General features: G+C 43.7%; 22 protein-coding genes and 1 riboswitch. Of the genes, 16 read left to right on the forward strand and 6 right to left on the reverse strand.

Annotated elements, in window-relative coordinates:
* The first annotated feature begins 56 nt into the window (after positions 1–56).
* The 4 genes from R8O10_RS13910 (at position 57) to dapD (ending at position 3775) form a co-directional block, all read left to right on the forward strand.
* Positions 57–356 carry a YebG family protein gene (locus tag R8O10_RS13910; RefSeq protein ID WP_054700491.1) on the forward strand — a complete coding sequence of 100 codons (300 nt, stop codon included), beginning with the start codon at positions 57–59 and terminating at the stop codon, positions 354–356.
* Between the two features lie 156 nt (positions 357–512).
* Positions 513–588, forward strand: a riboswitch (Fluoride riboswitch).
* 131 nt (positions 589–719) lie between these two features.
* Positions 720–1412 carry an iron-sulfur cluster assembly scaffold protein gene (locus tag R8O10_RS13915; RefSeq protein ID WP_053349867.1) on the forward strand — a complete coding sequence of 231 codons (693 nt, stop codon included), beginning with the start codon at positions 720–722 and terminating at the stop codon, positions 1410–1412.
* A 23-nt stretch (positions 1413–1435) separates the two neighbouring features.
* Complete coding sequence (locus R8O10_RS13920; RefSeq protein WP_053349836.1) at positions 1436–2419, forward strand: GGGtGRT protein; 984 nt, start codon at positions 1436–1438, stop codon at positions 2417–2419.
* 324 nt (positions 2420–2743) lie between these two features.
* Complete coding sequence (dapD, locus tag R8O10_RS13925) at positions 2744–3775, forward strand: 2,3,4,5-tetrahydropyridine-2,6-dicarboxylate N-succinyltransferase (RefSeq protein ID WP_318191486.1); 1032 nt, start codon at positions 2744–2746, stop codon at positions 3773–3775.
* Positions 3776–3845: 70 nt separating this feature from the next.
* Here dapD and glpQ read toward each other — a convergent pair whose 3' ends face one another.
* Entirely contained in the window at positions 3846–4901 is a 1056-nt protein-coding gene (glpQ, locus tag R8O10_RS13930; RefSeq protein ID WP_005380201.1) for a glycerophosphodiester phosphodiesterase, read from the reverse strand.
* 56 nt (positions 4902–4957) lie between these two features.
* A complete protein-coding gene (gene glpT / locus R8O10_RS13935) occupies positions 4958–6322 on the reverse strand; it encodes a glycerol-3-phosphate transporter (RefSeq protein ID WP_005380199.1) in 1365 nt (454 codons plus the stop codon).
* Between the two features lie 896 nt (positions 6323–7218).
* On the opposite strand from glpT, the gene R8O10_RS13940 reads away from it, so the two are divergent.
* The 5 genes from R8O10_RS13940 (at position 7219) to R8O10_RS13960 (ending at position 13568) form a co-directional block, all read left to right on the forward strand.
* Positions 7219–8073 carry an MIP/aquaporin family protein gene (locus R8O10_RS13940; RefSeq protein ID WP_005380195.1) on the forward strand — a complete coding sequence of 285 codons (855 nt, stop codon included), beginning with the start codon at positions 7219–7221 and terminating at the stop codon, positions 8071–8073.
* Positions 8074–8132: 59 nt separating this feature from the next.
* Complete coding sequence (gene glpK / locus R8O10_RS13945; protein ID WP_005380193.1) at positions 8133–9650, forward strand: glycerol kinase GlpK; 1518 nt, start codon at positions 8133–8135, stop codon at positions 9648–9650.
* 159 nt (positions 9651–9809) lie between these two features.
* A complete protein-coding gene (locus R8O10_RS13950) occupies positions 9810–10601 on the forward strand; it encodes a DeoR/GlpR family transcriptional regulator (protein ID WP_005380192.1) in 792 nt (263 codons plus the stop codon).
* A 177-nt stretch (positions 10602–10778) separates the two neighbouring features.
* Positions 10779–12338 (forward strand): glycerol-3-phosphate dehydrogenase, encoded by a 1560-nt coding sequence (gene glpD / locus R8O10_RS13955; RefSeq protein ID WP_005391703.1) that lies wholly within the window; start codon positions 10779–10781, stop codon positions 12336–12338.
* Between the two features lie 276 nt (positions 12339–12614).
* Positions 12615–13568, forward strand: coding sequence for a CorA family divalent cation transporter (locus R8O10_RS13960; RefSeq protein WP_318191487.1), 954 nt, complete (start codon positions 12615–12617; stop codon positions 13566–13568).
* A gap of 73 nt (positions 13569–13641) precedes the next feature.
* Here R8O10_RS13960 and R8O10_RS13965 read toward each other — a convergent pair whose 3' ends face one another.
* A complete protein-coding gene (locus R8O10_RS13965; protein ID WP_318191488.1) occupies positions 13642–14826 on the reverse strand; it encodes an NnrS family protein in 1185 nt (394 codons plus the stop codon).
* A 182-nt stretch (positions 14827–15008) separates the two neighbouring features.
* Here R8O10_RS13965 and R8O10_RS13970 point away from each other — a divergent pair, with 182 nt between their 5' ends.
* Complete coding sequence (locus tag R8O10_RS13970) at positions 15009–15560, forward strand: gamma-glutamylcyclotransferase family protein (protein ID WP_025768214.1); 552 nt, start codon at positions 15009–15011, stop codon at positions 15558–15560.
* 38 nt (positions 15561–15598) lie between these two features.
* Here the strand turns inward: R8O10_RS13970 and R8O10_RS13975 are convergent, their stop codons facing one another.
* On the reverse strand, positions 15599–16186 hold the full coding sequence (locus R8O10_RS13975) for an outer membrane beta-barrel protein (RefSeq protein WP_017820436.1): 588 nt from the start codon (positions 16184–16186) through the stop codon (positions 15599–15601).
* A gap of 420 nt (positions 16187–16606) precedes the next feature.
* Here R8O10_RS13975 and ebgR point away from each other — a divergent pair, with 420 nt between their 5' ends.
* On the forward strand, positions 16607–17593 hold the full coding sequence (gene ebgR, locus R8O10_RS13980; RefSeq protein WP_318191489.1) for a transcriptional regulator EbgR: 987 nt from the start codon (positions 16607–16609) through the stop codon (positions 17591–17593).
* A gap of 174 nt (positions 17594–17767) precedes the next feature.
* Here the strand turns inward: ebgR and R8O10_RS13985 are convergent, their stop codons facing one another.
* Positions 17768–18685 (reverse strand): LysR family transcriptional regulator, encoded by a 918-nt coding sequence (locus tag R8O10_RS13985; protein ID WP_053349839.1) that lies wholly within the window; start codon positions 18683–18685, stop codon positions 17768–17770.
* Between the two features lie 112 nt (positions 18686–18797).
* Between R8O10_RS13985 and chrA the strand changes: the two genes are divergently transcribed.
* Positions 18798–19937 carry a chromate efflux transporter gene (gene chrA / locus R8O10_RS13990; RefSeq protein WP_318084317.1) on the forward strand — a complete coding sequence of 380 codons (1140 nt, stop codon included), beginning with the start codon at positions 18798–18800 and terminating at the stop codon, positions 19935–19937.
* 123 nt (positions 19938–20060) lie between these two features.
* On the opposite strand, the gene R8O10_RS13995 is transcribed toward chrA, so the two are convergent.
* Positions 20061–20705, reverse strand: a complete 645-nt coding sequence (locus R8O10_RS13995) for a helix-turn-helix transcriptional regulator (protein ID WP_005380169.1) — start codon at positions 20703–20705, stop codon at positions 20061–20063.
* Positions 20706–21273: 568 nt separating this feature from the next.
* On the opposite strand from R8O10_RS13995, the gene R8O10_RS14000 reads away from it, so the two are divergent.
* The 4 genes from R8O10_RS14000 to R8O10_RS14015 are packed head-to-tail and all read left to right on the forward strand — an operon-like array spanning position 21274 to position 23851.
* Positions 21274–22203, forward strand: coding sequence for a hypothetical protein (locus R8O10_RS14000; RefSeq protein ID WP_005391691.1), 930 nt, complete (start codon positions 21274–21276; stop codon positions 22201–22203).
* Positions 22204–22223: 20 nt separating this feature from the next.
* Positions 22224–22547, forward strand: coding sequence for a hypothetical protein (locus R8O10_RS14005; RefSeq protein ID WP_005380167.1), 324 nt, complete (start codon positions 22224–22226; stop codon positions 22545–22547).
* Positions 22548–22552: 5 nt separating this feature from the next.
* Positions 22553–23230, forward strand: a complete 678-nt coding sequence (locus R8O10_RS14010; protein WP_033905563.1) for a C39 family peptidase — start codon at positions 22553–22555, stop codon at positions 23228–23230.
* A gap of 54 nt (positions 23231–23284) precedes the next feature.
* Positions 23285–23851, forward strand: coding sequence for a hypothetical protein (locus R8O10_RS14015; protein ID WP_064376472.1), 567 nt, complete (start codon positions 23285–23287; stop codon positions 23849–23851).
* Positions 23852–24100: the final 249 nt, after the last annotated feature.

Genomic DNA, 24100 nt, shown 5'->3' on the forward strand with positions numbered 1-24100 from the left:
TTGGTCAAAAACTGTATAAAAAGCCAGTATCAATACACCAAATTAGGGGACCAACCATGGCTGTAATCGTCAAGTACGTGGTAGAACGCAATGGAGAAGAGAAAATGACTTTTACCTCTAAAGCGGAAGCTGACGCATACGACAAAATGCTGGATATGGCAGACGAGTTATTCTCACTGCTGGGTAAAAGTGAACTTCTAGAAGACGAAGGTAAGCAAGAAGATCTTGCAATGTTCCTTGCGCAAAACAAAGAAGAAGTGCTTTACGCTCTTGGTGCAAAACGTAAACCTGCACCAAAAAAAGCAAAGAAGCTTGAAGCTGTTGAAGAAGATAGCGACCAAGAAGACGCTGCATAAGCCTCTCATTTGTTTAGAAAAAACGTCGCATTATGCGGCGTTTTTTTATTCCTTCCGTTTATCTCCATATATCTCTGAGAATATAAAGAACCGATTTAATATCCCAAATTGCTCTAAATTTCATGTTGCAGATTAGTGTGACTTAGATCTAGTCTAAATGGGTTCGGTGATGGGGTGCCACCGGAATCGAAAGATTCGAACCGCTTTTACAGCTAATGACTCCTACAGAAACGAAAACAGGTCAGCCCTGTTGGAAATGCTTTACCAATGTTGTTAAAGCAAGAGTTCTGTAGTGAGCAATTCAACTCTTCTCCAACCCCGCTCCTGTTTTCTCAAAAAATAAAAATACACTGGGAAAACATTATGCAATATTCACACGAAATCCAATCAATGTGCCCGATTCAACGCGGCGATCTTCATGCATCTGCACCGATCCCTGTTGAAGGCGCAATGATCAATCCAAAAGACGTTATCGCGATTTCTGGTCTTAGCCACGGCGTTGGCGCTTGTGCTCCTCAACAAGGTGCAGCAAAACTGACTCTTAACATCAAAAACGGCATCATCGAAGAAGCTTTGATCGAAACGATCGGCTGTTCAGGCATGACTCAATCAGCCGCGATGGCCGCAGAAATTCTAACAGGCAAAACCATTCTGGAAGCACTGAATACCGACTTGGTATGTGATGCTATCAACGTCGCGATGCGCGAAATCTTCCTTCAATTTGTTTACGGTCGTACTCAATCTGCTTTCTCTGAAGGTGGCTTGGAAATTGGTGCGGCACTGGAAGACCTCGGTCAAACTCAACGCAGCCAAGTGGGTACTAGCTACTCAACCAAAGCAAAAGGCGTGCGTTACATGGAATTGGCTGAAGGCTACGTAACAAAACTCGCACTAGACGAAAACAAAGAAGTGATTGGTTACCAATATCTCAACCTAGGCAAGATGATGAAAGCCATCAACGAAGGCGTATCTGCAGCAGAAGCCGCAGACAAAGCAACGGGGACTTACGGTCGTTTTGACGAAGCCGTATCTACCATCAACCCACGCCAAAAATAATTGCCACCAAGAGGAAAGAGATTATGAACACTCCAATTACTGAATCTGTACGTCGCACATTAGACGAAATGCAACTTTCTTCTCTGGAAGAGGCTTACCAATACTGTATGGATCGTGGTATCGACCCTAAAGCGCTGGTGATGGACACTCAACCTATCGCGTTTGAAAGCGCTGCCGATGCCTACACACTGGGTACTGCTTTGGCGATTTTCCGCGGTGCAAAAACAGCAGAAGAAGCTGCAAACATCATCGGTGAAGGCCTTCAAGCCTGCACAAAACCTGGCAGCGTCGCAGAGCAACGCCAAGTGGGTATCGGTCACGGTGCATTGGCGGCTCGTCTACTGAATGAAGAAAGTGGCTGTTTCGCTTTCCTTGCCGGTCATGAGTCATTCGCAGCGGCAGAAGGCGCAATCAAAATCGCATTGAACGTCAACAAATCACGCAAAAATCCGTTGAAAGTGATCCTGAACGGTTTGGGTAAAGACGCCGCTTACCTAATCTCACGCATCAATGGTTTCACTTACGTACGTACTCAATACAACTACCAAACTGGTGAGTTAGTGGAAGTAGAACGTCGCCGTTTCTCCCAAGGTCCACGTGGTGAGATCCTTTGCTACGGTGCAGACGATGTGCGTGAAGGCTTGGCTATCATGCATAAAGAACAAGTGGATGTGAGCATCACAGGTAACTCAACCAACCCGACTCGCTTCCAACACCCTGTAGCAGGTATCTACAAAGCGGAACGTAACCGTGAAGGCATGCCTTACTTCTCAGTTGCATCAGGTGGTGGTACTGGTCGTACTCTACACCCGGATAATGTGGCGGCAGGTCCTGCATCCTACGGTATGACCGATACCATGGGTCGCATGCACGCCGATGCGCAATTCGCGGGTAGCTCTTCAGTACCTGCACACGTAGCAATGATGGGCTTCATCGGTATGGGCAATAATCCAATGGTAGGTGCAACGGTTGCACTTGCAGTAGAGGTCGGTGAGCTAAGCCTCTAAGTCGATTTATCGCTTTACTACCCAAAGCCAGTAAATCCAACAAACCCAGTGTAGGGGGAGTGACTTCGGTCCTCCCCTTATTTTTTGCGATGCTCCCTTCTCCCACTTCACTGTGTCTCTGCCCAAAATCGGTCTGATAAGGCTTTTGCGACACATTTCTCATCAGACAAACATATCTCTAAAAAGACAAAAGGTATCCATCTACGGACTTTCTCCATTTCCCCTCTTTAAACTCCCCAATACTCTCTTTATGATGACTGACAACTTAATTATTTCTTGTCAGTGAACAGACGAGACACAAGACTCAACACATGGAGATCAACTATGGCTTTCTTCTCTCTAGCCTTTGGTACGGCAACTAAAAACCGCGACGGCAAAATCATCGAAGCGTTTTTCCCAAACCCAGCTCTTAACCCAAGCGAAGCGCTTGTTAACGCACTAGCAGCAGTAGCAGGTTACGAGCAAGGCAACCAAGCTATCGAGATCTCTGCAGCACAAAGCGCAGAACTGGCAGCAGCATTTGAAGCAAACGGCGATGCGGCAAACGCATCTTTCGCAGCAAAAGCAGCAGAATCAGCACAACCACTTGTACTGGTTATCCTTGCAACTGACGAGCAGCCACAAAGCGTTGCTGAAGGTTTCCTAAAACTTCAACTTATCTCTAACCGCCTAGTTCAACCGCACGGCACGGTACTAGACGGCATCTTCGGTCTACTACACAACATCGCATGGACTAACGAAGGCCCAATCGACTTACCTGAACTAGCAGAGCGTCAAATCGAAGCTCGCCTAGCGGGTCGTGCACTAAGCGTAGATTGTGTAGACAAGTTCCCTAAAATGGTGGACTACGTGGTACCAACTGGCGTTCGTATCGCTGACACTTCTCGCGTACGTCTTGGCGCACACGTTGGCGAAGGCACAACGGTAATGCACGAAGGCTTCATCAACTTCAACGCAGGTACAACTGGCGTGAGCATGGTTGAAGGTCGTATCTCTGCTGGTGTAGTGGTTGGTAACGGCTCTGACATCGGCGGCGGCGCATCTATCATGGGTACGCTATCTGGCGGCGGTAAAGTTGTGGTTTCTATCGGCGAAAACTCTCTACTAGGCGCGAACGCAGGTCTTGGTTTCCCAATGGGTGACCGTTGTACTATCGAATCAGGTCTATACGTAACTGCTGGTTCTAAAGTACGTATGCTAGATTCTGCTGGCCAAGAAGTAGAAGTAGTGAAAGCACGCGATCTTGCTGGTGTTTCTGACCTACTATTCCGTCGTAACTCTGTAACAGGTCAAATCGAGTGTCTTGCAAACAAGAGCGCGGTTGAACTGAACAGCGAACTGCATAAAAACAACTAATAAATAGTTAAGAAAAATCCCCCAGCAGGAAACTGTTGGGGGATTTTTTAGCTTAAAGAAAAATGCGTGATTACTGATTTAAAAAGCTGACCGCTTTATCTGGGAAATCAGTAAACAAACCATCCACTTTTACTTGGTTGTAGTACACATCCATCATGCCTTCAAAGCTGTCAGTGTACGCTGGAATGCGTCCTGGATCGGCGCGGAACGTGTATGGATGCACTTGCAAGCCAGCGTCTTTTGCAGCCTTCATCAACGGCTTGATGATGATATTGTCTTTGGTTGACTTATCATCCACCAGCATCGGCTTCCAAGGTCCAATTCCTTCCGCGTAACTCGCTACTTTCTTCATTCCGTCGGCTTCGAACATCCAGTCATAACTGTATGGTGTTGCCTTGTCGCCTTTGTACACCATAGTTTCGTTCCAGTCAGTGTAAGCCATAAGCTGAACGAGCTTTAAGTCCATGTCCATTGCAGGCATGAGTTCACTGTTGATGCGTTGAAGTTCATTCGCATCAAAACACTGAAGGTAGACTTTGTCGTCTTGAGAGCCGTAACCGTACTGCTTCAAGACTTTAAGTACTGCTTTAGAAATGTCCTTACCTTCATGACGATGGAACCAAGGCGCTTTAATTTCTGGGTAAATACCGATGTCATAACCCAGCGTTTTGTTTAAGCCTTGGATCAGCTCAATCTCTTCAGCAAACGTCGGCACGGTGAAGTCAGATTTCCACATAGGGAATCGGGTTGGATAGCCCGCTACTTTGTTGCCTTTCTCATCGATGTTGAACCCTTCGGTAACTCGCAAGGATTTGATTTCCGCCAGAGTGAAATCAATCGCGTAATAACGACCATCTTTACGTGCACGATCAGGAAAACGCTCCGCAACATCCGTTACGCGATCGAGATAATGGTCATGCAACACGACCAACTGGTCGTCTTTCGTCATTACCACATCTTGCTCTATGTAGTCAGGTTTCATTGCGTAAGCAAGTGCTTTGGCTTCTAGCGTGTGCTCAGGCAAGTAGCCCGATGCGCCACGGTGCGCAATGACAAGCGGCTTCGCAATCGCACCAGCAGAGAGGCTAAGTGCTAAAAAAGTAAGACATACTGACTTTGTTTTCATTGTTATTTCCTTGATAAAGCGAAGAGGCAGTATTCCACTGCCTCTTTAAATAAATATTACGCTAGCGCTTCCTTCTCGCGCTCTTTTTGCTCGTGGTGCGCACGTTCACCTAAGAAGGCGTACATCAAACACACGATAGAAGTAATACAAGAACCCACTAAGATGATAAAGCCACCATCCCAGCCAAAGTGGTCTACGGTGTAGCCCAAAATCGCGTTTGCGGCAACTGCCCCACCCAGGTATCCAAACAAACCAGTAAGACCAGCGGCAGTACCTGCGGCTTTCTTCGGAGCGAGTTCAAGTGCGTACAAACCGATCAGCATAACCGGACCATAGATTAGGAAGCCAATTGCAATAAGCGCCATCATATCTACTGTTGGGTTGCCCGCAGGGTTAAACCAATAAACCATCACTGCAACTGTCACTAGAACCATAAATAAGATACCAGCAGGTGCACGACGACCTTTGAACAATTTGTCAGAGATCCAACCACACAATAGTGTTCCTGGAATGCCAGCCCATTCGTATAAGAAATAAGCCCATGACGATTTATCTACCGAGAAATCCTTCGCTTCTTTTAGGTAAACAGGTGCCCAGTCCAGTACGCCGTAACGAATTAGGTAAACAAATGCGTTTGCAATTGCAATCGACCAAAGAAGTTTGTTGTTGAAGACGTATTTGAAGAAGATTTCCTTCGCTGTCATTTCTTGTTCATGGGACTTGTCATAGTCATCTGGGTAATCGTCTTTGTACTCTTCAATCGGAGGCAGACCACAAGACTGAGGGGTATCGCGAACCGTCATCCAAACAAACACAGCAACCAACGTGGCGAAAAATGCAGGAACATAAAATGCAGTGCGCCAATCATCGTTAAATGCCCATAGGCCAAGAATAAATAGTGGACCAATCAAGCCACCACCCACGTTGTGCGCCACGTTCCAAACCGAAACGATCTCACCACGCTCTTTACGTGACCACCAGTGCACCATGGTTCGGCCACAAGCAGGCCACCCCATCCCTTGGAACCAACCGTTTAAGAAAAGCAAAATGAACATCGCAGTGACGCTACCAGTCGCCCATGGCATAAAGCCAAAGCAAAACATCACTAATGCAGACATCAATAGGCCGCCACTAAGGAAATAGCGAGGGTTGGAGCGGTCTGAAACGCTGCCCATTAGAAACTTAGAGAGACCATATGCAATGGAAACAGCTGCCAAGGCGACACCTAAGTCTCCGCGGCTAAAGCCTTGCTCGATAAGATAAGGCATCGCCAAACTGAAGTTTTTACGAACTAGATAGTAACCGGCGTAGCCAACAAAGATACCGATAAAGAGTTGCCAACGGAGGCGAGAGTAGGTGCTATCGATGCTGCCAGGGGACAGACGATCAATGTGCGCCTTAGGTTTGAATATTCCAAACATAGGAACCTCATTATTTTGTATGCGATGGTAAAAACACAAAAGGAGCGAACGAAACAAAATAAATCTTCGTTCGAAAGTTCATGAATTGTATGGAGTTAGGATTTTATTTCTGTGACAAATGTTGCACATGGATTAAATATAAGTAAATACAGTAAATTATATGAGCATTAATTAGATCATCGTTCAACTTTACTCAAGATTCGTTAATATGAAACTGATGTTCAAACCTCTCACTTGAGCATTCCAATTCGAAACCTTTGAAACAAAGGCTCGAATTAGAACATAAACTAACCGTAAAAAGGGCGATTTACGCCTGCCCTACTCGCTCCGAACCAACTAATAACTAAAAAGCTGAAAAACGATCACGTTTAGCATCAAACGAAATAAAAAAAACAATTTTTATTTGAATACAAGCCGAAGCAATGATTCACAAACACAAGACATTAACAGCGTTTATTCTCTTATCAACTCATCCTATTGGTACCAATGGGATGACGATTTTTTCTAAAAGTCCAAACATGACAGCGTATTTTTTATATCACTGCTATCCCTTGATACATTTGACATTCCGCTACTCCTTTAGGGTTAATTGCTACACAAGTTCTGTGCAATAAGTCTCCAAGCACGTAGCAGCTTCACAAAACTCCTCTTACCAGTTGTGCATTCTTTTTCACATCGGTAATTTGAGCGCTCTCATCACTGGCCTCGTGACAAATAAATTATTTTCGTTGTGTTCTTTTCCGGTTAAAAGATGCGCCATTTAACAAAAACGAAGACTTTGATTAACAAATTTATGCTCAAACGCTCATTTTTAACGCTCGTTTGTTTTCGCAAACGTTTATATATGCACAATAGTATCGTGCTAGACAGGCAAAAATGATCAAAGGACTTTTAACATGACAACGAACAAACACCCCTCTCTGCTCGGAGAATGTTTGGCCGAGTTTATCGGTACAGGACTACTTATTTTCTTCGGCGTAGGCTGTGTTGCAGCCTTGGTTCTAACAGGCGCATCATTTGGACAATGGGAAATCAGTATTGTATGGGGCTTCGGTGTCGCCATCGCTATTTACTGTACGGCTGGCGTCTCTGGTGCACACATCAACCCTGCCGTTACCATCGCACTTGCTATGTTCCATGGTTTTGATAAGGCGAAAGTGGTGCCATACATTATCGCTCAAATGCTTGGGGCATTCTGTTCTGCTGCATTGGTATACAGCTTATACAGTAACCTTTTCACCGACTACGAAATCGCTCATAACTTCGTTCGCAGCAGCCAAGATGCACTAGCAACTGCTGGTATCTTCTCAACCTATCCGCATGCCTCCCTCTCTTTCTTTGGTGCTTTTGCTGTGGAATTCGTTATCACTGCTGTGCTGATGTTTGCGATTCTGGCTCTGGGCGATGAAAATAATGGCGCGGCACGTGGCGCAATGAACCCTCTATTGATCGGTATTTTGATTGCCGTCATCGGTGGTTCACTTGGTCCACTAACAGGCTTTGCGATGAACCCTGCTCGTGACTTTGGACCGAAGCTGTTCGCTTACTTCGCAGGTTGGGATTACGCTCTGACAGGTGCAAAAGACATTCCTTACTTTATCGTGCCTTTACTTGCTCCGATTGCAGGTGCGTGTTTTGGTGGTTGGTTGTATCCAAAAGCGATTGCAGCTTACCTTCCACAACAAGGCCACGGTTGCACGATTCCAAACCAATGTGAGACGGAAGAAGAAACAGAAGAAGCTAGAGCTTAAAACTGACGTAACTCGAACATTTACTAAAATATAAATAACGAAACAAAAGGATTCTTACCATGACTGAGCAAAAATACATTGTTGCCCTAGACCAAGGTACAACAAGCTCTCGCGCAGTGATTCTTGATCACGATGCGAACATCGTAAGCGTCGCGCAACGCGAATTTACTCAGATTTATCCAGAAGCTGGTTGGGTTGAACATGATCCAATGGAGATCTGGGCAACACAAAGCTCTACCTTAGTAGAAGCTCTAGCTAAGTCTGGCATCCGTAGCGACCAATTAGCGGCTATCGGTATTACTAACCAGCGTGAAACGACCATCGTCTGGAATAAAGAAACAGGTAAACCCGTTTACAATGCGATCGTATGGCAATGTCGCCGTACTGCTGATATCTGTGAAGATTTAAAAGCACGCGGTCTCGAAAACTATGTACGTGACAACACTGGTTTGGTGCTTGACCCTTACTTCTCAGGTACCAAAGTTAAATGGATTCTGGACAATGTTGAAGGTGCACGAGAAGACGCAGAAGCAGGCAAGCTTTTGTTTGGTACTGTCGATACTTGGTTAGTTTGGAAGATGACTCAAGGTCGCGTTCACGTAACCGACTACACTAACGCATCGCGTACCATGCTGTTTAACATCAACGATCTATGTTGGGATCAAAAAATGTTAGATGAGCTTGGCATCCCAGCATCTATGATGCCAGAAGTGAAGCGCTCATCGGAAATTTACGGTAAAACCAACATCGGTGGTAAAGGCGGTACTCGTATTCCTATTTCTGGAATAGCAGGTGACCAACAAGCGGCGCTTTACGGCCAAATGTGTGTTGAAGCGGGTCAAGCGAAAAACACTTACGGTACGGGTTGTTTCTTGCTAATGAATACGGGCCAAGAAAAAGTCACTTCGACACATGGTCTTCTAACAACTTTGGCTTGTGGTCCTGCAGGCGAACCAGCTTATGCACTTGAAGGTGCCGTATTCATGGGTGGGGCTTCTATCCAATGGCTACGCGATGAATTGAAAATCCTAAACGGTGCAGAAGACTCTGAATACTTCGCGACAAAAGTGGATACATCAAACGGCGTTTATGTCGTGCCTGCATTTACTGGTTTAGGTGCACCATACTGGGATGCCTACGCACGTGGCACGATTGTCGGCCTTACTCGCGGTGTGAATTCAAACCATATCATCCGTGCAACATTGGAAGGCATCGCTTATCAAACTCGTGACGTACTGGATGCGATGCAAGCTGACTCAGGTATTAAGCTTGCGAACCTTCGCGTCGATGGTGGTGCAGTAGCGAACAACTTCCTCATGCAATTCCAATCCGATGTATTGAACACAGAAGTACACCGCCCTCAAGTAACTGAGGTTACCGCTCTTGGTGCAGCCTACCTTGCCGGCCTTGCAGTTGGTTACTGGGATAGCATTGATGAGTTGCAGAATAAAGCGGTACTTGATCGCACCTTTGAGCCACACGATGATGAAGAAAAACGCAATCGTCGTTACAAGGGTTGGAAACGTGCAGTGAAATGTGCACAAACCTGGTCTGAACTTCACGACGAAGAAGATTAATCTCATCTCCATAAGAAAAAAAGAGCGCCATTTGTGCGCTCTTTTTGCGCTTTATCCCCGATTCCTGAACTCGCTTACTTCTCACAACGAGCAAATTCGAGCACAATAGAGCTTCGAATTTGAAGCATTGGCCGTTACCAATGCACAAGGGAGTGGTAAGTGAAGCAAATACCTCGACACCAGCAGATTGTTGAGCTGGTGAAAAAACAAGGCTATGTCAGCACGGATGAGTTAGTAGAAAGATTCAATGTCAGCCCACAAACCATCCGACGCGATCTCAATGAACTCGCCGATGACAACAAAATTCGTCGTTATCACGGTGGAGCCACTATTCCTCTCAGTTCTGAAAACACATCTTACAACACGCGTAAAGCGCTCAACTTCAATGAAAAAGATGTCATTGCAGACGAGGTAGTCAAACACATTCCAGATGGTGCCACACTATTCATCGATATCGGCACCACACCAGAAGCAGTTGCGCGAGCGCTCAATAAAAACCATAAACAGTTGCGTGTTGTCACCAACAACATCAATGTTGCGACCATTCTTTTCCCTAACCCTGAAATCAAAGTTATCTTAGCGGGTGGAGAAGTCCGCAGCAGAGACGGCGGTATTGTTGGCGAGGCTACCCTCGATTTCGTTAAACAGTTCCGTCTCGACTTTGGTATTCTCGGCATTAGCGGTATCGACTTCGATGGCTCGCTATTAGACTTTGATTACCACGAAGTCCGGGTCAAACAAGCGATCATTGACAATAGCCGTAGTGTATTTCTTGCCGTAGACCACACCAAGTTCGGGCGCAATGCTATGGTGAAACTAGGCAATATTGCACAGCTCAACATGATCTTTACCAATAAGCAGCCACCAGAAGAAATCTTGTCAATTTTGAAGGAAGCTTCTATCCCACTTGAAGTGGTTGAAGCTAACGAATCAAACTCCGAAAACGAGTAACGTCAATCGTATAACTCCCCCTCAAATGACCTCTGTCTTAATTAGACAGAGGTTTTTTTTGTGTCTAAATCACACAAAACGCTCACAAACGAAAATAATAGATGATCACAAACGAAACCTGAGCTAGGATTACATTATGTTCTAAAATGCTCGTTCGCTCACCAAGAGGTCAAATTTATGAGTATACAAAATAATGCTTCCACTACTAGCTCATCCACTACCTTAGACTTGATCGTAATCGGTGGCGGCATTAACGGAGCTGGTATTGCAGCAGACGCAGCTGGCCGAGGTTTGAGTGTTGGCTTATATGAAGCACATGACTTCGCATCTGCGACTTCTTCAGCAAGTTCTAAACTGATACACGGCGGTTTACGCTACCTTGAACACTACGAGTTTCGTTTAGTTTCGGAAGCGCTCGCAGAGCGTGAGGTTATTCTTCGTAAAGCACCACACGTCGCATTACCAATGCGTTTCCGTTTACCGCATCGCCCATTCCTACGCCCAGCTTGGATGATTCGTTGTGGCCTTTTCCTTTACGATAACTTGGGTAAACGTACGACGCTGCAAGGCAGTAAAACCGTCAACCTTGCGAAATCTGGCTTGCTAAAACCAGAGATGAAAACGGGTTTCGAATACTCTGACTGTTGGGTTGATGATGCACGTTTAGTATTACTGAACGTTCTTGCGGCTCGCGAAAACCATGCTGAAGTGCGTAACTACTGCCGCGTGGAAAAAGCACACCGTGAAGGTGGTATCTGGCATGTTACTATTCACGATGTGATGACAGACCAACGTTTCGAACGTAAAGCGAAAGCGTTAGTCAATGCTGCGGGGCCTTGGGTAAAACAGTTCTTTGATGATGGATTAGAGCAAGCCTCTCCTCGTAACATTCGCTTAATCAAAGGCTCGCACATCGTTGTTCCTCGTATCCACAACGAACCGCAAGCCTACATTCTTCAAAACAAAGACAATCGCATCGTATTTATGATTCCTTACTTAGATAAGTTCTCAATCATTGGTACAACAGATGTGGAATACAAAGGTGACCCACGTGAAGTGTCGATCTCAGATGACGAAGTCGATTACCTCATTGATATCGTAAACCAACACTTTGTCCACCAGTTGACTCGCGAAGATGTAGTTTGGACATACAGCGGTGTTCGTCCTTTATGTGACGATGAATCTGACTCTCCGCAAGCAATCACACGAGACTACACGCTAGAGCTCGATGCGGAATACGACCATGCACCTCTGCTTTCTGTTTTTGGTGGTAAGTTAACGACCTACCGTAAGTTAGGTGAAGCAGCAATGAAGAAACTTGCTCCGTTCCTACCTGAAATGGGTAAAGACTGGACGGCCAACCAAACCCTTCCTGGTGGTAACTTCAGCTGTAGTCGTGAACAATTAGCGAAACAAATTCATGCTAAATACACTTGGGCGCCAGAAGCATTGATTCTTCGTTATGTCACTCAGTTTGGTACCCAAACGTGGAACTTAATGGAAGGTACAACAAGTGAAGCTGACTTAGGACAAACGTTCTCGACACAAGCCGGTGGTGTTTACCAACGTGAGATCGATTACTTAATGAACCATGAAATGGCAATGACCGATGAAGACATTTTATGGCGCCGTACTAAGCTTGGTCTTTACATGAACGAGGAAGAAAAACAGGCCTTAACGGACTATTTAAAGAAAAAGCTACAACAGAAAGTGGTTAATCTTTCTCAAGTTGGCTAACAGCTCCCCTCCCTCCCCCCACAATAAAGCCTGCTTAGTTGCAGGCTTTTTGTTTTGTTGTTTAAGCACAACACCTTGGTGCGCTCCACTCGATTGCAAATAAGAACAACTATTCATAGACATTTGGCATTAAATACAATCATACTCATTTGAAAAATAATGCATCAATGACTTCAGAGTACCGTACTCAGAGCATTGCCTCTGTATGGCAATGCAATTCTCGCGAAAGAAGTATCTTGAGGTTATTTTGGTATCGGCTCAAACAAGGAAAAGAAAATGGGTTTTATGATTGAACATTGGGACTTCTCAACCCCAGAAGCAACTCAACAATCCACCACGGCAGAGCAAATTCAAGCTAAGCATTGGTACCATTGCGAACGGCTGCATCCTAATATTCTTGGTTGGCTGGAGCAAAACCAAGTACCTCGAGCTACGGTTGATCATCTATTAGCCGACGAAAGTCGACCATCTTTCCATCCTTTGGATGACGAGAACTTCATGTTGATTTTACGAGGCGTCAATATGAACGGCAATGCATCACCAGAAGATATGCTTAGTATTCGAATTCTCTACTTTCAAGGCGCACTCATTTCAACTCGTAAAATTCCATCACGCGCGATCATGGAGATTCGCCAAGCATTAGCGGAACACAAAGGCCCAAAAAGTCTTGCCAGTTTACTTCATCAGATCATTGAAGGATTAAACAGTAAAATAGACATTTACCTTGATACGATTGAAGAAACACTAAACCAGTTCGACGTGAATGATGAGTCGACGTACAAACATATGGCGACTCAAAAAGCACTGATTTCTATCAAGCGTTTTATTCGCCCTCAGCAGTACGCTATCCGTGATCTTGTGGAGTCAGAATCAGAATTGATTGCTTTGAGACCTCATCAATATCGCTTCGCACACAATAATATTACGCGCATAAATGAAACACTTGAGTTTTATCTTGGAGAAGTGGCGCTTTTCCAAGAAGAGATCAAACATCATCGTGATGAGAAAACCAATAAAAACAGTTACCTGTTTACTTTGGTAGCAACGATTTTTCTACCAACCAGCTTCTTAACAGGTTTACTCGGTATCAATGTTGGTGGAATGCCAGGCGTGGATTCCACCATGGCATTCACCTGGTTCTGCATCGCCTTAATTGTCATTTTTGGTCTAGAGTGGTGGCTATTTAAACGCTTGGGGCTCACGAATAAAGCGGACGACGAAGACGAATAAACACTAAACCTATAAAGAACAAAAACCAAAAGAGGAGCACGCGGCTCCTCTTTTCTCTACTCACATTAGAATCTTATCCGGGGTGACCATCCACACGAGGGGTCACAAGCATCACACCAAAGCGCCACACAAATAGCCCAAACGCAACAATCCATAATCCACCGCTGATATCAATCCACAGCATCATGTTCACTGGGTCAAAGATCACGGCGAAACTGCGAACCAAAGCTGCCGCGGTAATTGCTGCAAACGCAAGGCTCATGTTTGGCCCTTTGTAGATCATGCGACCAGTATGTCCCATCGTCACCCGTGTAATCATCGCTAAAATCAAACCGCCTAACGCACCTATCGCAAACAGGTGAATGAGGCTATGGCTGGCAAATGCATCTCCCCAGACGCCTCGCAAAATTAAGCTTAGTGGTAAACACAAATACGCAGCATGCAGCGACCACACTAAAGGCTCGCTCAGGGTTAACCAAGGTTTCCAGCGAACAAAACGCACCAACTGAGCAACACCTGTAAATAGCATCAAAGGACTACCTAGTTCTGCAAACGTCACAGGGAAAAAGCTCAGCACAAATAGCATTACCAATGGCAAGTTCGCGAACCACTCTAACCAAGCCAATGGTTGCGCTTTTTCGAAATTAAATCGACGCGCAGTAAAAAATGGAATCACACGTCCGCCCATCACTGACAACAGCAAGGTAAACCACCACAGCATTGCTTGCCACACCGCTGAAGAGCTAAAGGGCGGCATACCTTTTATCGTTGCGTAGCTTGCAAAGTTCGCAAAGATGGCTAAAAGAAACAGTGGAACGAAAAACAAATTACGCCAACCTTTGGCTCGATACACACGAATGCCCACCTCATAGGCGACAAACAGTAAAAATACCGCTTCGATACTGCTGGTTAACCATAACGGTGCTGGTGTCCAAAGCAATATGCGGGGCACTAACCACAAGCCAAATAAAGCCAGAAGCATGTAATGCTTGGTACCATTAATGCCAGTCCAGTTTTGTACCGCGGTCAGTACAAAGCCAACTACAATGGCCATCGAAAAACCGAACAACATTTCATGTACGTGCCACCACAATGCAGGCACGGCTAATGCGTTTGGCTGTCCGCCTTGGAACATCCACACCCACAACGCAATCGCAACAATGGCGTAAATCGACCCAAACAGAAAAAACGGCCGAAAGCCTAATCGCAGCCATGCGGGGATTTTTTCTTCTACTTTTTTATCGGTGATATTCAGCATTATCTTGCCCTCAAGCGTCTCTCGATGCTGGTTAACTCAACTACATATTGATGCTACCATAAACATGTATAAAAAATACATGTTTATAATTAAGATTATACTTAAGAGGTAAAGTTGTGCTTCAGATGCGGGTTAGGTATAAACATGAGAGGCACAACTATCAGTTAAGGGATGCAACGACAATGTACATATTTGGCTATGGCAGTTTGATTAATTCTGCGTCGCGTAAGTTAACCGGACAAACGGGAGAAGCCATTCCCGTCATAGCACATGGGTTGGTTCGCTACTGGGGGAAGATTGACGACAGCTACAGCCTCTCTCCATTAGTGGTGAACCAAGGCGATGGACAGGTTAATGGCGTTTTACTCGAAGTAAATGAAGAAGCGCTCGCAGAATTCGACCGCCGTGAGCGAGGTTATCATCGTATTCAACTTCAGCCAGATCAAATCGAAACAGATGCGAGTTTTAACCAAGAACATGACATTTGGGTTTACGTAAAAGACGAGCCACTACCACCATGCGAAAAGAGCCCAATCATGCAAAGTTATGTTGATACCGTACTGGCAGGTTGCTTGGAAGTTTCCCACGCGTTTGCAGAGCATTTTGTGCGTCACACCATTGGCTGGCAACACGCGAAAGAAAATGACCGCCACCAACCCAAATATGGCAACCTTGCAGGCGTACAAGATCACCATTATGAGTTGATTGATAATCTAATAAAAAAAGGAGCCTAACGGCTCCTTTTTAGTATCTATGTTTTGCTTACGCGAGCTTAAAACTTGTAATCAACACCAACGTACAGGCTGTCAAAATCAAAATCTTCGCTGCCACCGTTTTCGGCATCAATACTTACCGAAGAAGCACGGTAGCCACCAGATACAACCAAACCTGAAGCGAACTCATAACCAGCCTCAACACCGTAGTTAAAGCCTACATCACGACCATCATCGGTAACAGTGCTAGATGATTTCACTTCATAAGAAACACTCATTACACCAAGGCCAGCAATCGCACCAACATAGAAGCCTGTACCTGCAAATTGGTATTTAGGCTTCGCATTGAAATTGAACGCAGAAGCATCAACACTAAATTTAACCGGCCACCCCATGTAAGAAAATGTTTCTTCAAAGTCGCCAAAGTATATGTACTCACCTTCAAAAGCTAGTTTGAAGTTTTCTGAATATTGAAGCTCTTTACCTACAGCAAGGCTAAGACCTGTCGCAGAAAGATCTTTTGACAAGCTTTTAACTTTAAGATCTGAATTTACCAAATCAGCACCAACATACCAGTTACCTTTTGCTTGAACTGATGCTGAAGCAACCACTGCACCTAAAGCCAATAATGGCAATACTTTTTTCATTATAATTTCCTAATTTTTCATACTGTTAGACAGCTTTTAAAAGCGCGGAGATTATAAATAGAGTTGAATACTTTCCTATTGATTTGTTTATAAAATGAGACACAAAACATAAACATGAACAATAAAACGTTTGCTTGATTAAACTCTAAACAGCTCGAGTCCTATTAAGTACTAGAGTTACCACAAGTAGCAAGTTTCCAAACCAGTCGCGTTTTTCAGTATTTTTACAGCAATATAATCCTTACGTTTACGGCTTTATTTATTACTCAATAGAGTCTATTTCATGAAAACAATTTGGCTTGATATGATGATTTAAAGTGTTTAGGACTGTCTTACTAAAGGTTTGTGCATATCTAAGTAGCTGTTTAAAATAGTCAGATTATTGAGCTCACACTTGGGCAGTGCCAACGGGAAATTTACATGGCAAAGCTAAAAGATATCGCCATTGAAGCAGGCGTCTCACTTGCAACCGTATCGCGGGTTTTGAACAACGACCCAACGTTGAGCGTTAAAGAAGAAACCAAATACCGCATTTTGGAAATTGCAGAAAAACTGGAGTACCGCACCAGTAGCTCGAAGAAAGGCATCAAAGAAGCTAAGCAAAAACATCACTTTTTAGCCTTATATAACTACAAACAAGAAACAGAGGTGAATGACCCTTACTACTTATCAATTCGTCATGGGATTGAAACGCAATGCGACAAATTAGGTATTACGCTAACCAATTGCTATAACAGTGAAATTGATGTTGAAACGAAAAAGATAACAGGTGTCCTTTTAGTCGGAAATGTCGACCAAAAGGTAGTAGATAAATTACCTAAACGTCTAGCCGATAGCATTTGCTACATAAACTTTTCAGATCCAACCTGCCCTTATGATTGCGTTGATGTCGACCTTATTCGAATCAGTAGGCAAGTAGTTGATTTCTTTGTACAACGAGGCCACCGCCGCATCGGTTATATTGGCGGTCAAGACAAGCACGACGCAGCTGACACTCGTGAAAATGTGTTTTTGGACTATGGCTATCTAAAAGGCGTGGTCGCAGAACAAGATATACACTATTGTGCCTGCTCTAGTTTGTCCGGTTATAACTTAGCGAAAGAGATGCTAGCCAAAGGTGACTTCCCGAAAGCAGTATTCATTGATTCAGACTCCATCGCGATTGGCATAGTACGTGCAATCCATGAATTTGGCTTAAAGATACCAGAGGATATTACGTTGATTAGTATGAATGATATTCCTACTGCTCGCTTTACCTTTCCGCCGTTGTCTACAATTCGTATTCACTCTGAGTTGATGGGAACTCAGGGAGTGAACTTACTGGTGGAAAAATACCGAGATGGACGCTTACAACCTCTTCATGTATACGTGCAAACAGAGCTTAAACTACGTGGTACAACTCAATGATACCTTTTCCATTAATCTCTTTTATGAATTAAATCTGGAACATCCCCCCCCCCCCAACCAAAGACACTCATTTTGCTCAATCAGTACTGTTTCGGTATAACGCCGATAACTCAGCGGGTAGTAAGAAGTTCAACAACAAATAACTCTAAGCACCATGAATGCCCCAAATGTTTATCATTTAGAGGTGATGGTCGAAGAAACCAACTCGCGTAGCCAAATGCCTTTGTCTTCATTGTTTCGGCTGGAATGCCACAGCATAGCAATATCAAAATCCGCAACGGCGATCGGCGGCTTAACAGTAATGAGATCGTCCGAAAAGCCCTCCGCCAACGCCATTTTTTCTGGCACGATGGCAATGAGATCGCGCTTTTTCAACAGATGCCGAATAGTGAGAAAGTTGCGCGACGCCACGGTGACTTTGCGGCTCAAGCCATGTTCTGCGAGCTTTTGGTCTACTTGTGTCTTTAAGCTCCCATCGGGACTTACCAGAGCTTGCTCTATGTTCGCGAACGCTTCCAGAGACAGCTGTGTTTCCCCTTGCAATACCTGTTTATCACACATGCACACGTGCTTTTCGGTGTACAAGTACAAGCTCTCAAAGTTGTCATCCAACACCGGCATGCTGCCAATAATGACATCGAGCTTTTCATGCTCAGTTAATGCCACGTAGTTGCTACGATTGACGTTAATAAAACTGATCTGCGCCTCTGGGGCGCGCTGGCGTATTTCGTCATAAAGCCGAGGAGCAAAGATAAACTCGGCATAATCCGTTAACCCGATGCGACATACACCCGCGTAATTTTCAGGTTGGAAGGCAGACTTAGTGAGCAAGTCTTTGGCGATAGAATCCAATAAGTGATGCACAGTTGGCGCGATGTGGTGAGCGTGCTCGGTGGGCTCCATCTTGTGCCCTTTTCGCTCAAAAAGCGGGTCGTCAAACAACAACCTTAAACGAGACAAACTATGACTCATCGCCGACTGGCTAACGTAACTTTTCTCTGCCGCGACGCTAACGCTTCGATAGCGATACAAGTAGGAAAACGTCACCAATAAGTTCAAGTCAATGTTGCGCCACTGAATGTCCTCTTTCACTCCAACATCCTCATCCCATTTCATTCATAGATGAAATTAAAATCATCAATTTGAGTCATTTTAGAGCATTCGATAAATTAGCAACAATGCTTTTTAGATAAACAGGCTCGACATGTTCACCATATTCAAAACTTTTTTCTGGCTGGGTTGGTTCAGCTTCGGCGGCCCTGCGGCTCATATTGGTTATTTTCGCCAAACCTTTGTTGAGAAACTGAAATGGCTTGATGACAGCGAGTACGCGCAAATTGTCGCGCTCAGTCAGTTTTTGCCGGGACCGGGCTCAAGCCAAGTTGGCTTTGCTTTAGGCTATAAACGTGGCGGTTTAGGTGGCGCATGCGCAGCATTTGTCGGATTCACGCTTCCTTCAGTGGCCATCATGTTGGCGCTGGCGATGGTGAGCAGCCAAATCACCGACACCGCAGTGTTCCAAAACATCGTTCACGGCCTAAAACTGCTCGCAGTCGTCGTCGTGGCGGATGCGACTTGGGGCATGTACAAAAACTTCTGCCAAAGTAAACTGACCGCGGGTTTGTGCATCGCGACTGCGATTGCGTTGCTGGTGGCACCAAGCATCATGACGCAAATGTTCGTGTTGATCGCAGCAGGTTTTGTCGGAATGCGATATCTGAAGAAAGACTCCGCGCCATCAGCCGAGCCGTTTAAACCGTCTATCGCGCCATTGGCTCTATTTGCGATGCTTTTACTCGGCTTACCGTTAGTGGCTCATACGTTACCTTTACTTGGGCTGTTTAGTGATTTTTTCCAAGCTGGTAGCTTAGTGTTTGGTGGCGGTCATGTGGTTCTGCCGCTTCTGCAAAACATTGTTGGCGACCAGCTCAGCCAAGATGCATTTTTAACAGGCTACGCCGCTGCACAAGCTGTACCAGGGCCAATGTTCACCTTTGCGACTTTTATCGGTTATGAGCTTTCGGATACGCCAATTTTAGGTGCGCTGCTCGCAACGCTTGGCGTATTCCTCCCAGGGTTTCTTTTACTACTTGGCGTTCTTAAGAACTGGCAAGCACTGGCAGGAAAACCGCTGGTCTCCGGCGCCATCAACGGTGTAAATGCCTCGGTAGTAGGGTTACTACTCGCGGCACTTTACCAGCCAGTATTTAGCAGCGCAGTTGTTGCTCCCATCGACATGGCGTTAGTGGTTGCAGGTTTTTATCTACACAAAAAGATCAACCTATCGGTGCTATGGATGATCGTGTTTTTTGTGGCAGCAGGCCTTGTCACGGGCATGATGTAGCCTGCTGATACGCCAACTATTGAATCTAGATAAACCACGGGCACTCAAATACGAGTGCCCTTGCTTAGATTAGATAGTGAAAACGGAACAGACCCCGATAAAAAGAGCATCACAAATTATGACTTAACTTCTCTCGGTTAAGCCATTGTTCATTCTTACCAACTTAACTGCATCATGACGAGAATGGACATCGAGTTTTTTGTACAACTTGTATATATGGCTTTTCACTGTACTTTCAGATAAAAAAAGTCTTGAAGCAATTTGTTGATTTGAAATGCCGTACACAAGTAGCTCTAGAATCTGTTTTTCTCTGCATGTTAACTCATCATGCTGCTGTTCTTCGGACAAATTTGCATGCCGATAATTGAGGACTAACTTCTCTAGGTACATTCTTGGTAGCCACAACCCACCTTTCAGTACGTATTCCGCGCCATCACATATATGTGTCACTGATGCACTTCGGAGCAAAATTCCTTTTAACAACTTCCAATGCAGTAAGTCCGTTTGTACTTTTTCACAAGGGACGTTGTGAAGCATAAAGGACCACCCAAATAGATCAAAATCTGGTAACTTTCCTTGTACTTCAAGCTGACGCATAAAATCGTAATCAATAAACATCAAATCGATACTGAGTGAGTGACTTCTGAACACCACTTCATCTGGTTGCATTATCTTTACATCGACATCATGAATGGAAGACAGCTGTTTTTTTATTAAGTTACTTTGTAAATTACTCTCAGCTAGCAGTATCAAGTGCTTCTTTTCCATAGTCCCACCACATTAACTTACCTGTTTCACCAACCCCCGTTAGAAAATTAATTGGGGATAGCAAAGAGAATTTATCTTCATTTTAAGTAGAAAATATAGCACTTCAGAATGATATCGCATTGCTTTTCAGCACCGAAAAAGACTTAAAAAGTATGAACATGTTATATTTTTATCCATACTTTTCAACCTGTGTTAGCATAAGGATATGATTTATAATATTAAATAATAAAGATAATAATTGGATAAAATACCATTTATAAAAAATGGATGACTGCTCCGCTCAGTGCAATAGAACGAATTACTTCTTTATATTGGCTTCATTTCATACTTGATGAGTACTTAAAGTAAATACAAAAAATAACATTATGATTATGTTATTTTTTTCTTTAACACCTTAAAGAGACGCACCTAAATACTCCCTTCCAGCCTGAATCATTCTCAATAATGAGAACAGCTTTCACTGATCCTTTCTTATAATTTCATCGCTTCCCACAACATTTGAAGGAAGCAGCAAGAAGTTAAGTGCAGTCATTTTTAATCAGGAATAACAGGAAATGGAGTAATCGTTATGACTCTAAACAAAACAGGGCTTGCTTTAGCAATGTCAGCAATTTTATTTAGTGGCTCTCTAATCGCGAATGAGATCGATGATGGAGACGACAACATGCAATGGACTGACAGCGCTAATACCGATATCGGTTTATCTGGCAGCTTCAATGATAACAGTGACAATAGCGCATCTCTCGGTGTTGGTGATAGCTTCAACGACAACAGCGATAATAGTGCGTCACTAGGTATTGGTCATAGCTTCAACGACAACAGCGACACTGACAACAGTGCAACTCTTGGTGTTGATGACAGCTTTAATAACAACAGCGACAACTCAAACTCGAGCACTAACACAGCTCAAAGCCACAACGACAATAGTACGTCTAACGCTAACGACAACAGTACCAGTGCTGATCTTGATGTGAGCCTAAATAGTGATAGTAGTGATTCAAGTACTAACACAAATAGAAGCCACAACGACAACAGCGACTCTAGTACTACTGTAAGACGTAGCAACAACGACAACAGTGACTCTAGTATCAACAGTAGCTTTAACGATAACAGCGATAATCGTAATCAAAGCGACAACCGTAACCAGAGTGATAACCGTAGCTACGCTGATTCAAGCACAACAAACTCGAACAGCTTTAACGACAATAGTAACTATCAAAGTGACTCGAGCTCAACAAATGTTGATAGCTTCAATCAAGTCCATATGGATACAGATATGGTTGTTGCGAGCTCAAGCCTAATGGGTGGTGTTACAGGTGCATCAGTTATTTATGCAACTAACGCGGATGATACTCGAGTTCGAGTTGAAAACATGAACACCCTTGGTGGTCTTGGTGGTGCGGCTGGTATTACTACCGTTGGTCAGAATGCTGGTTCAAATTCACTTGTACAACAATCTGTTACAACTAATGCAAGTGTGTTTACTGGGGGTGAGTAACCGACTAGTAGGAGAAAGCGATGCGTTTGGCAATCTGTACTTTGAGTATGATAGTTGCCTGCACTGCACTCGCTGATGACATTGCATTATCTGGCGGAGAAGTTAGCTTGGATATCATGAATGAATCAAGAGGTGGACAAAATGTTGAACTCGACTTGGTTTATGCAGAATCAGATATCAATGGTATTTCGTCAGATAATGTCGCGTCAAACACCGTGAGTGGTAACAATATACTATCAAGTGGAGCGTTCGCAGACAGTTCGGGTATATCCAACGTAATTCAGAACAGCGGAAACAACGTTTTAATCCAGAACTCTACCGTCGTTAACCTGACACTCAAGTAAACAATATGAAAGTATTAAATAACGTAATTTGGCTGATGCTCGTTTATTCAGCATCAGCCATTTCATTAGAACTGCTACCTTACCGAGCACATTACTCTGTTCCTGTTAAAAGCTACAAAGAAATAGTGTTCGGTGATGTTTTTCGCCAACAGTATGACTTCAGCTGTGGCTCTGCCGCCCTGGCTTCTCTTCTCACTTTTCATTATGCAACAGAGTCATCTGAACAAGATATCTTCAAAAGCATGTTTGAAAAAGGTGATAAAGAAAAAATCAAAGAGAAAGGTTTTTCTTTGTTGGATATGAAGTTTTACTTGGATTCCATAGGGTTACGTTCTGACGGCTTTCAAGTAGGATTGGAGAAAATTAAAGAAGTCGGCGTCCCTGGGATTACTCTCGTTAATTTCGATGGGTATATGCATTTTGTTGTCATCAGAGGTATAAACAATCACTCAGTTATTCTAGGAGACCCTTCTAGAGGAACCATGATAATGAAACTAGATGAGTTTGAAAAATATTACCAAGGAATTGTGTTACTGGTCCGTAACGAAGCGGAAATGGGAAGGTCTAGCTTTATAACCAATGATAATTTCACCGTATATCAAAGATCACCATTAAAAACAGGAGTGTCTAGAGATTCCTTAGGGGTATTTAGCATTACTCTCCCAGTTTCCGGTGAAAATTAATATAACATTGTTTTAAATAACTTTAAGAACTAAACAACCTGAAAGGCCTGCATTATGAACTACAATAAATTTTTGTTAGTGCTTTGTATGCTAATACCTCATTTTAATGTGAATGCTAAAGATGTTGGCCTGCAAGAACTTACTCCTCTTTCAAATTCATCTTTAGAAGAATATCGAGGTGGTTTCCAAATTACGGACGAGTATATTATTAATATTGGATTAAGCATTACTACGACTATAAATGGCGATGATATTTTGAACACAAACATTGCCAACTTAGTAATTGAAAATGGTAATTTAAAAAACATTAGCGCAAATAGTGAAAATCAAAGTGGAGATGTTTTCAACCAGGGTATTGTTAACATCATACAATTTGGTGAAGGCAATATTATTGGAGATGATTCTATAGATTCACCCAAAATGCCTTCGTCTCAAAATCCTAATATAATAAGTTCAGACTTTATAAATTCAAGTATTATCAATATTATTCAAAACACGAAAGATAACAGTATTATTGGACTTAGCACGCTCGTAGACATTGATGCTCAAGTAAATGGGGTAATACGGGAAATCAAAGCAAACCAACAATTAGAAGACGCCTTATTGAACCACCTTCAATGAGCATTTCCATTTTTATCTGAAAAATTGTCACGTTAAGCTTCTTTGATATTAGAAACGACTGATATCTATGATTACATACCAAAAGAAAGGTAGATATATCAATAGGCCACCATCATTTTAAGAATATATACCTACTTTATCCAATATAATCCAATCAATTTATAATGCGAACAGGCTTTGTTGCTTAAATCGATGGAACTAAATCAAAAAGATACGATCTGATCGGCTACACCCATCAAGCATCGTAGC

Origin of the sequence: Vibrio sp. 1727 (genome assembly GCF_033344415.1) — a bacterium.
GTDB classification, from domain to species: Bacteria; Pseudomonadota; Gammaproteobacteria; order Enterobacterales; family Vibrionaceae; genus Vibrio; species Vibrio alginolyticus.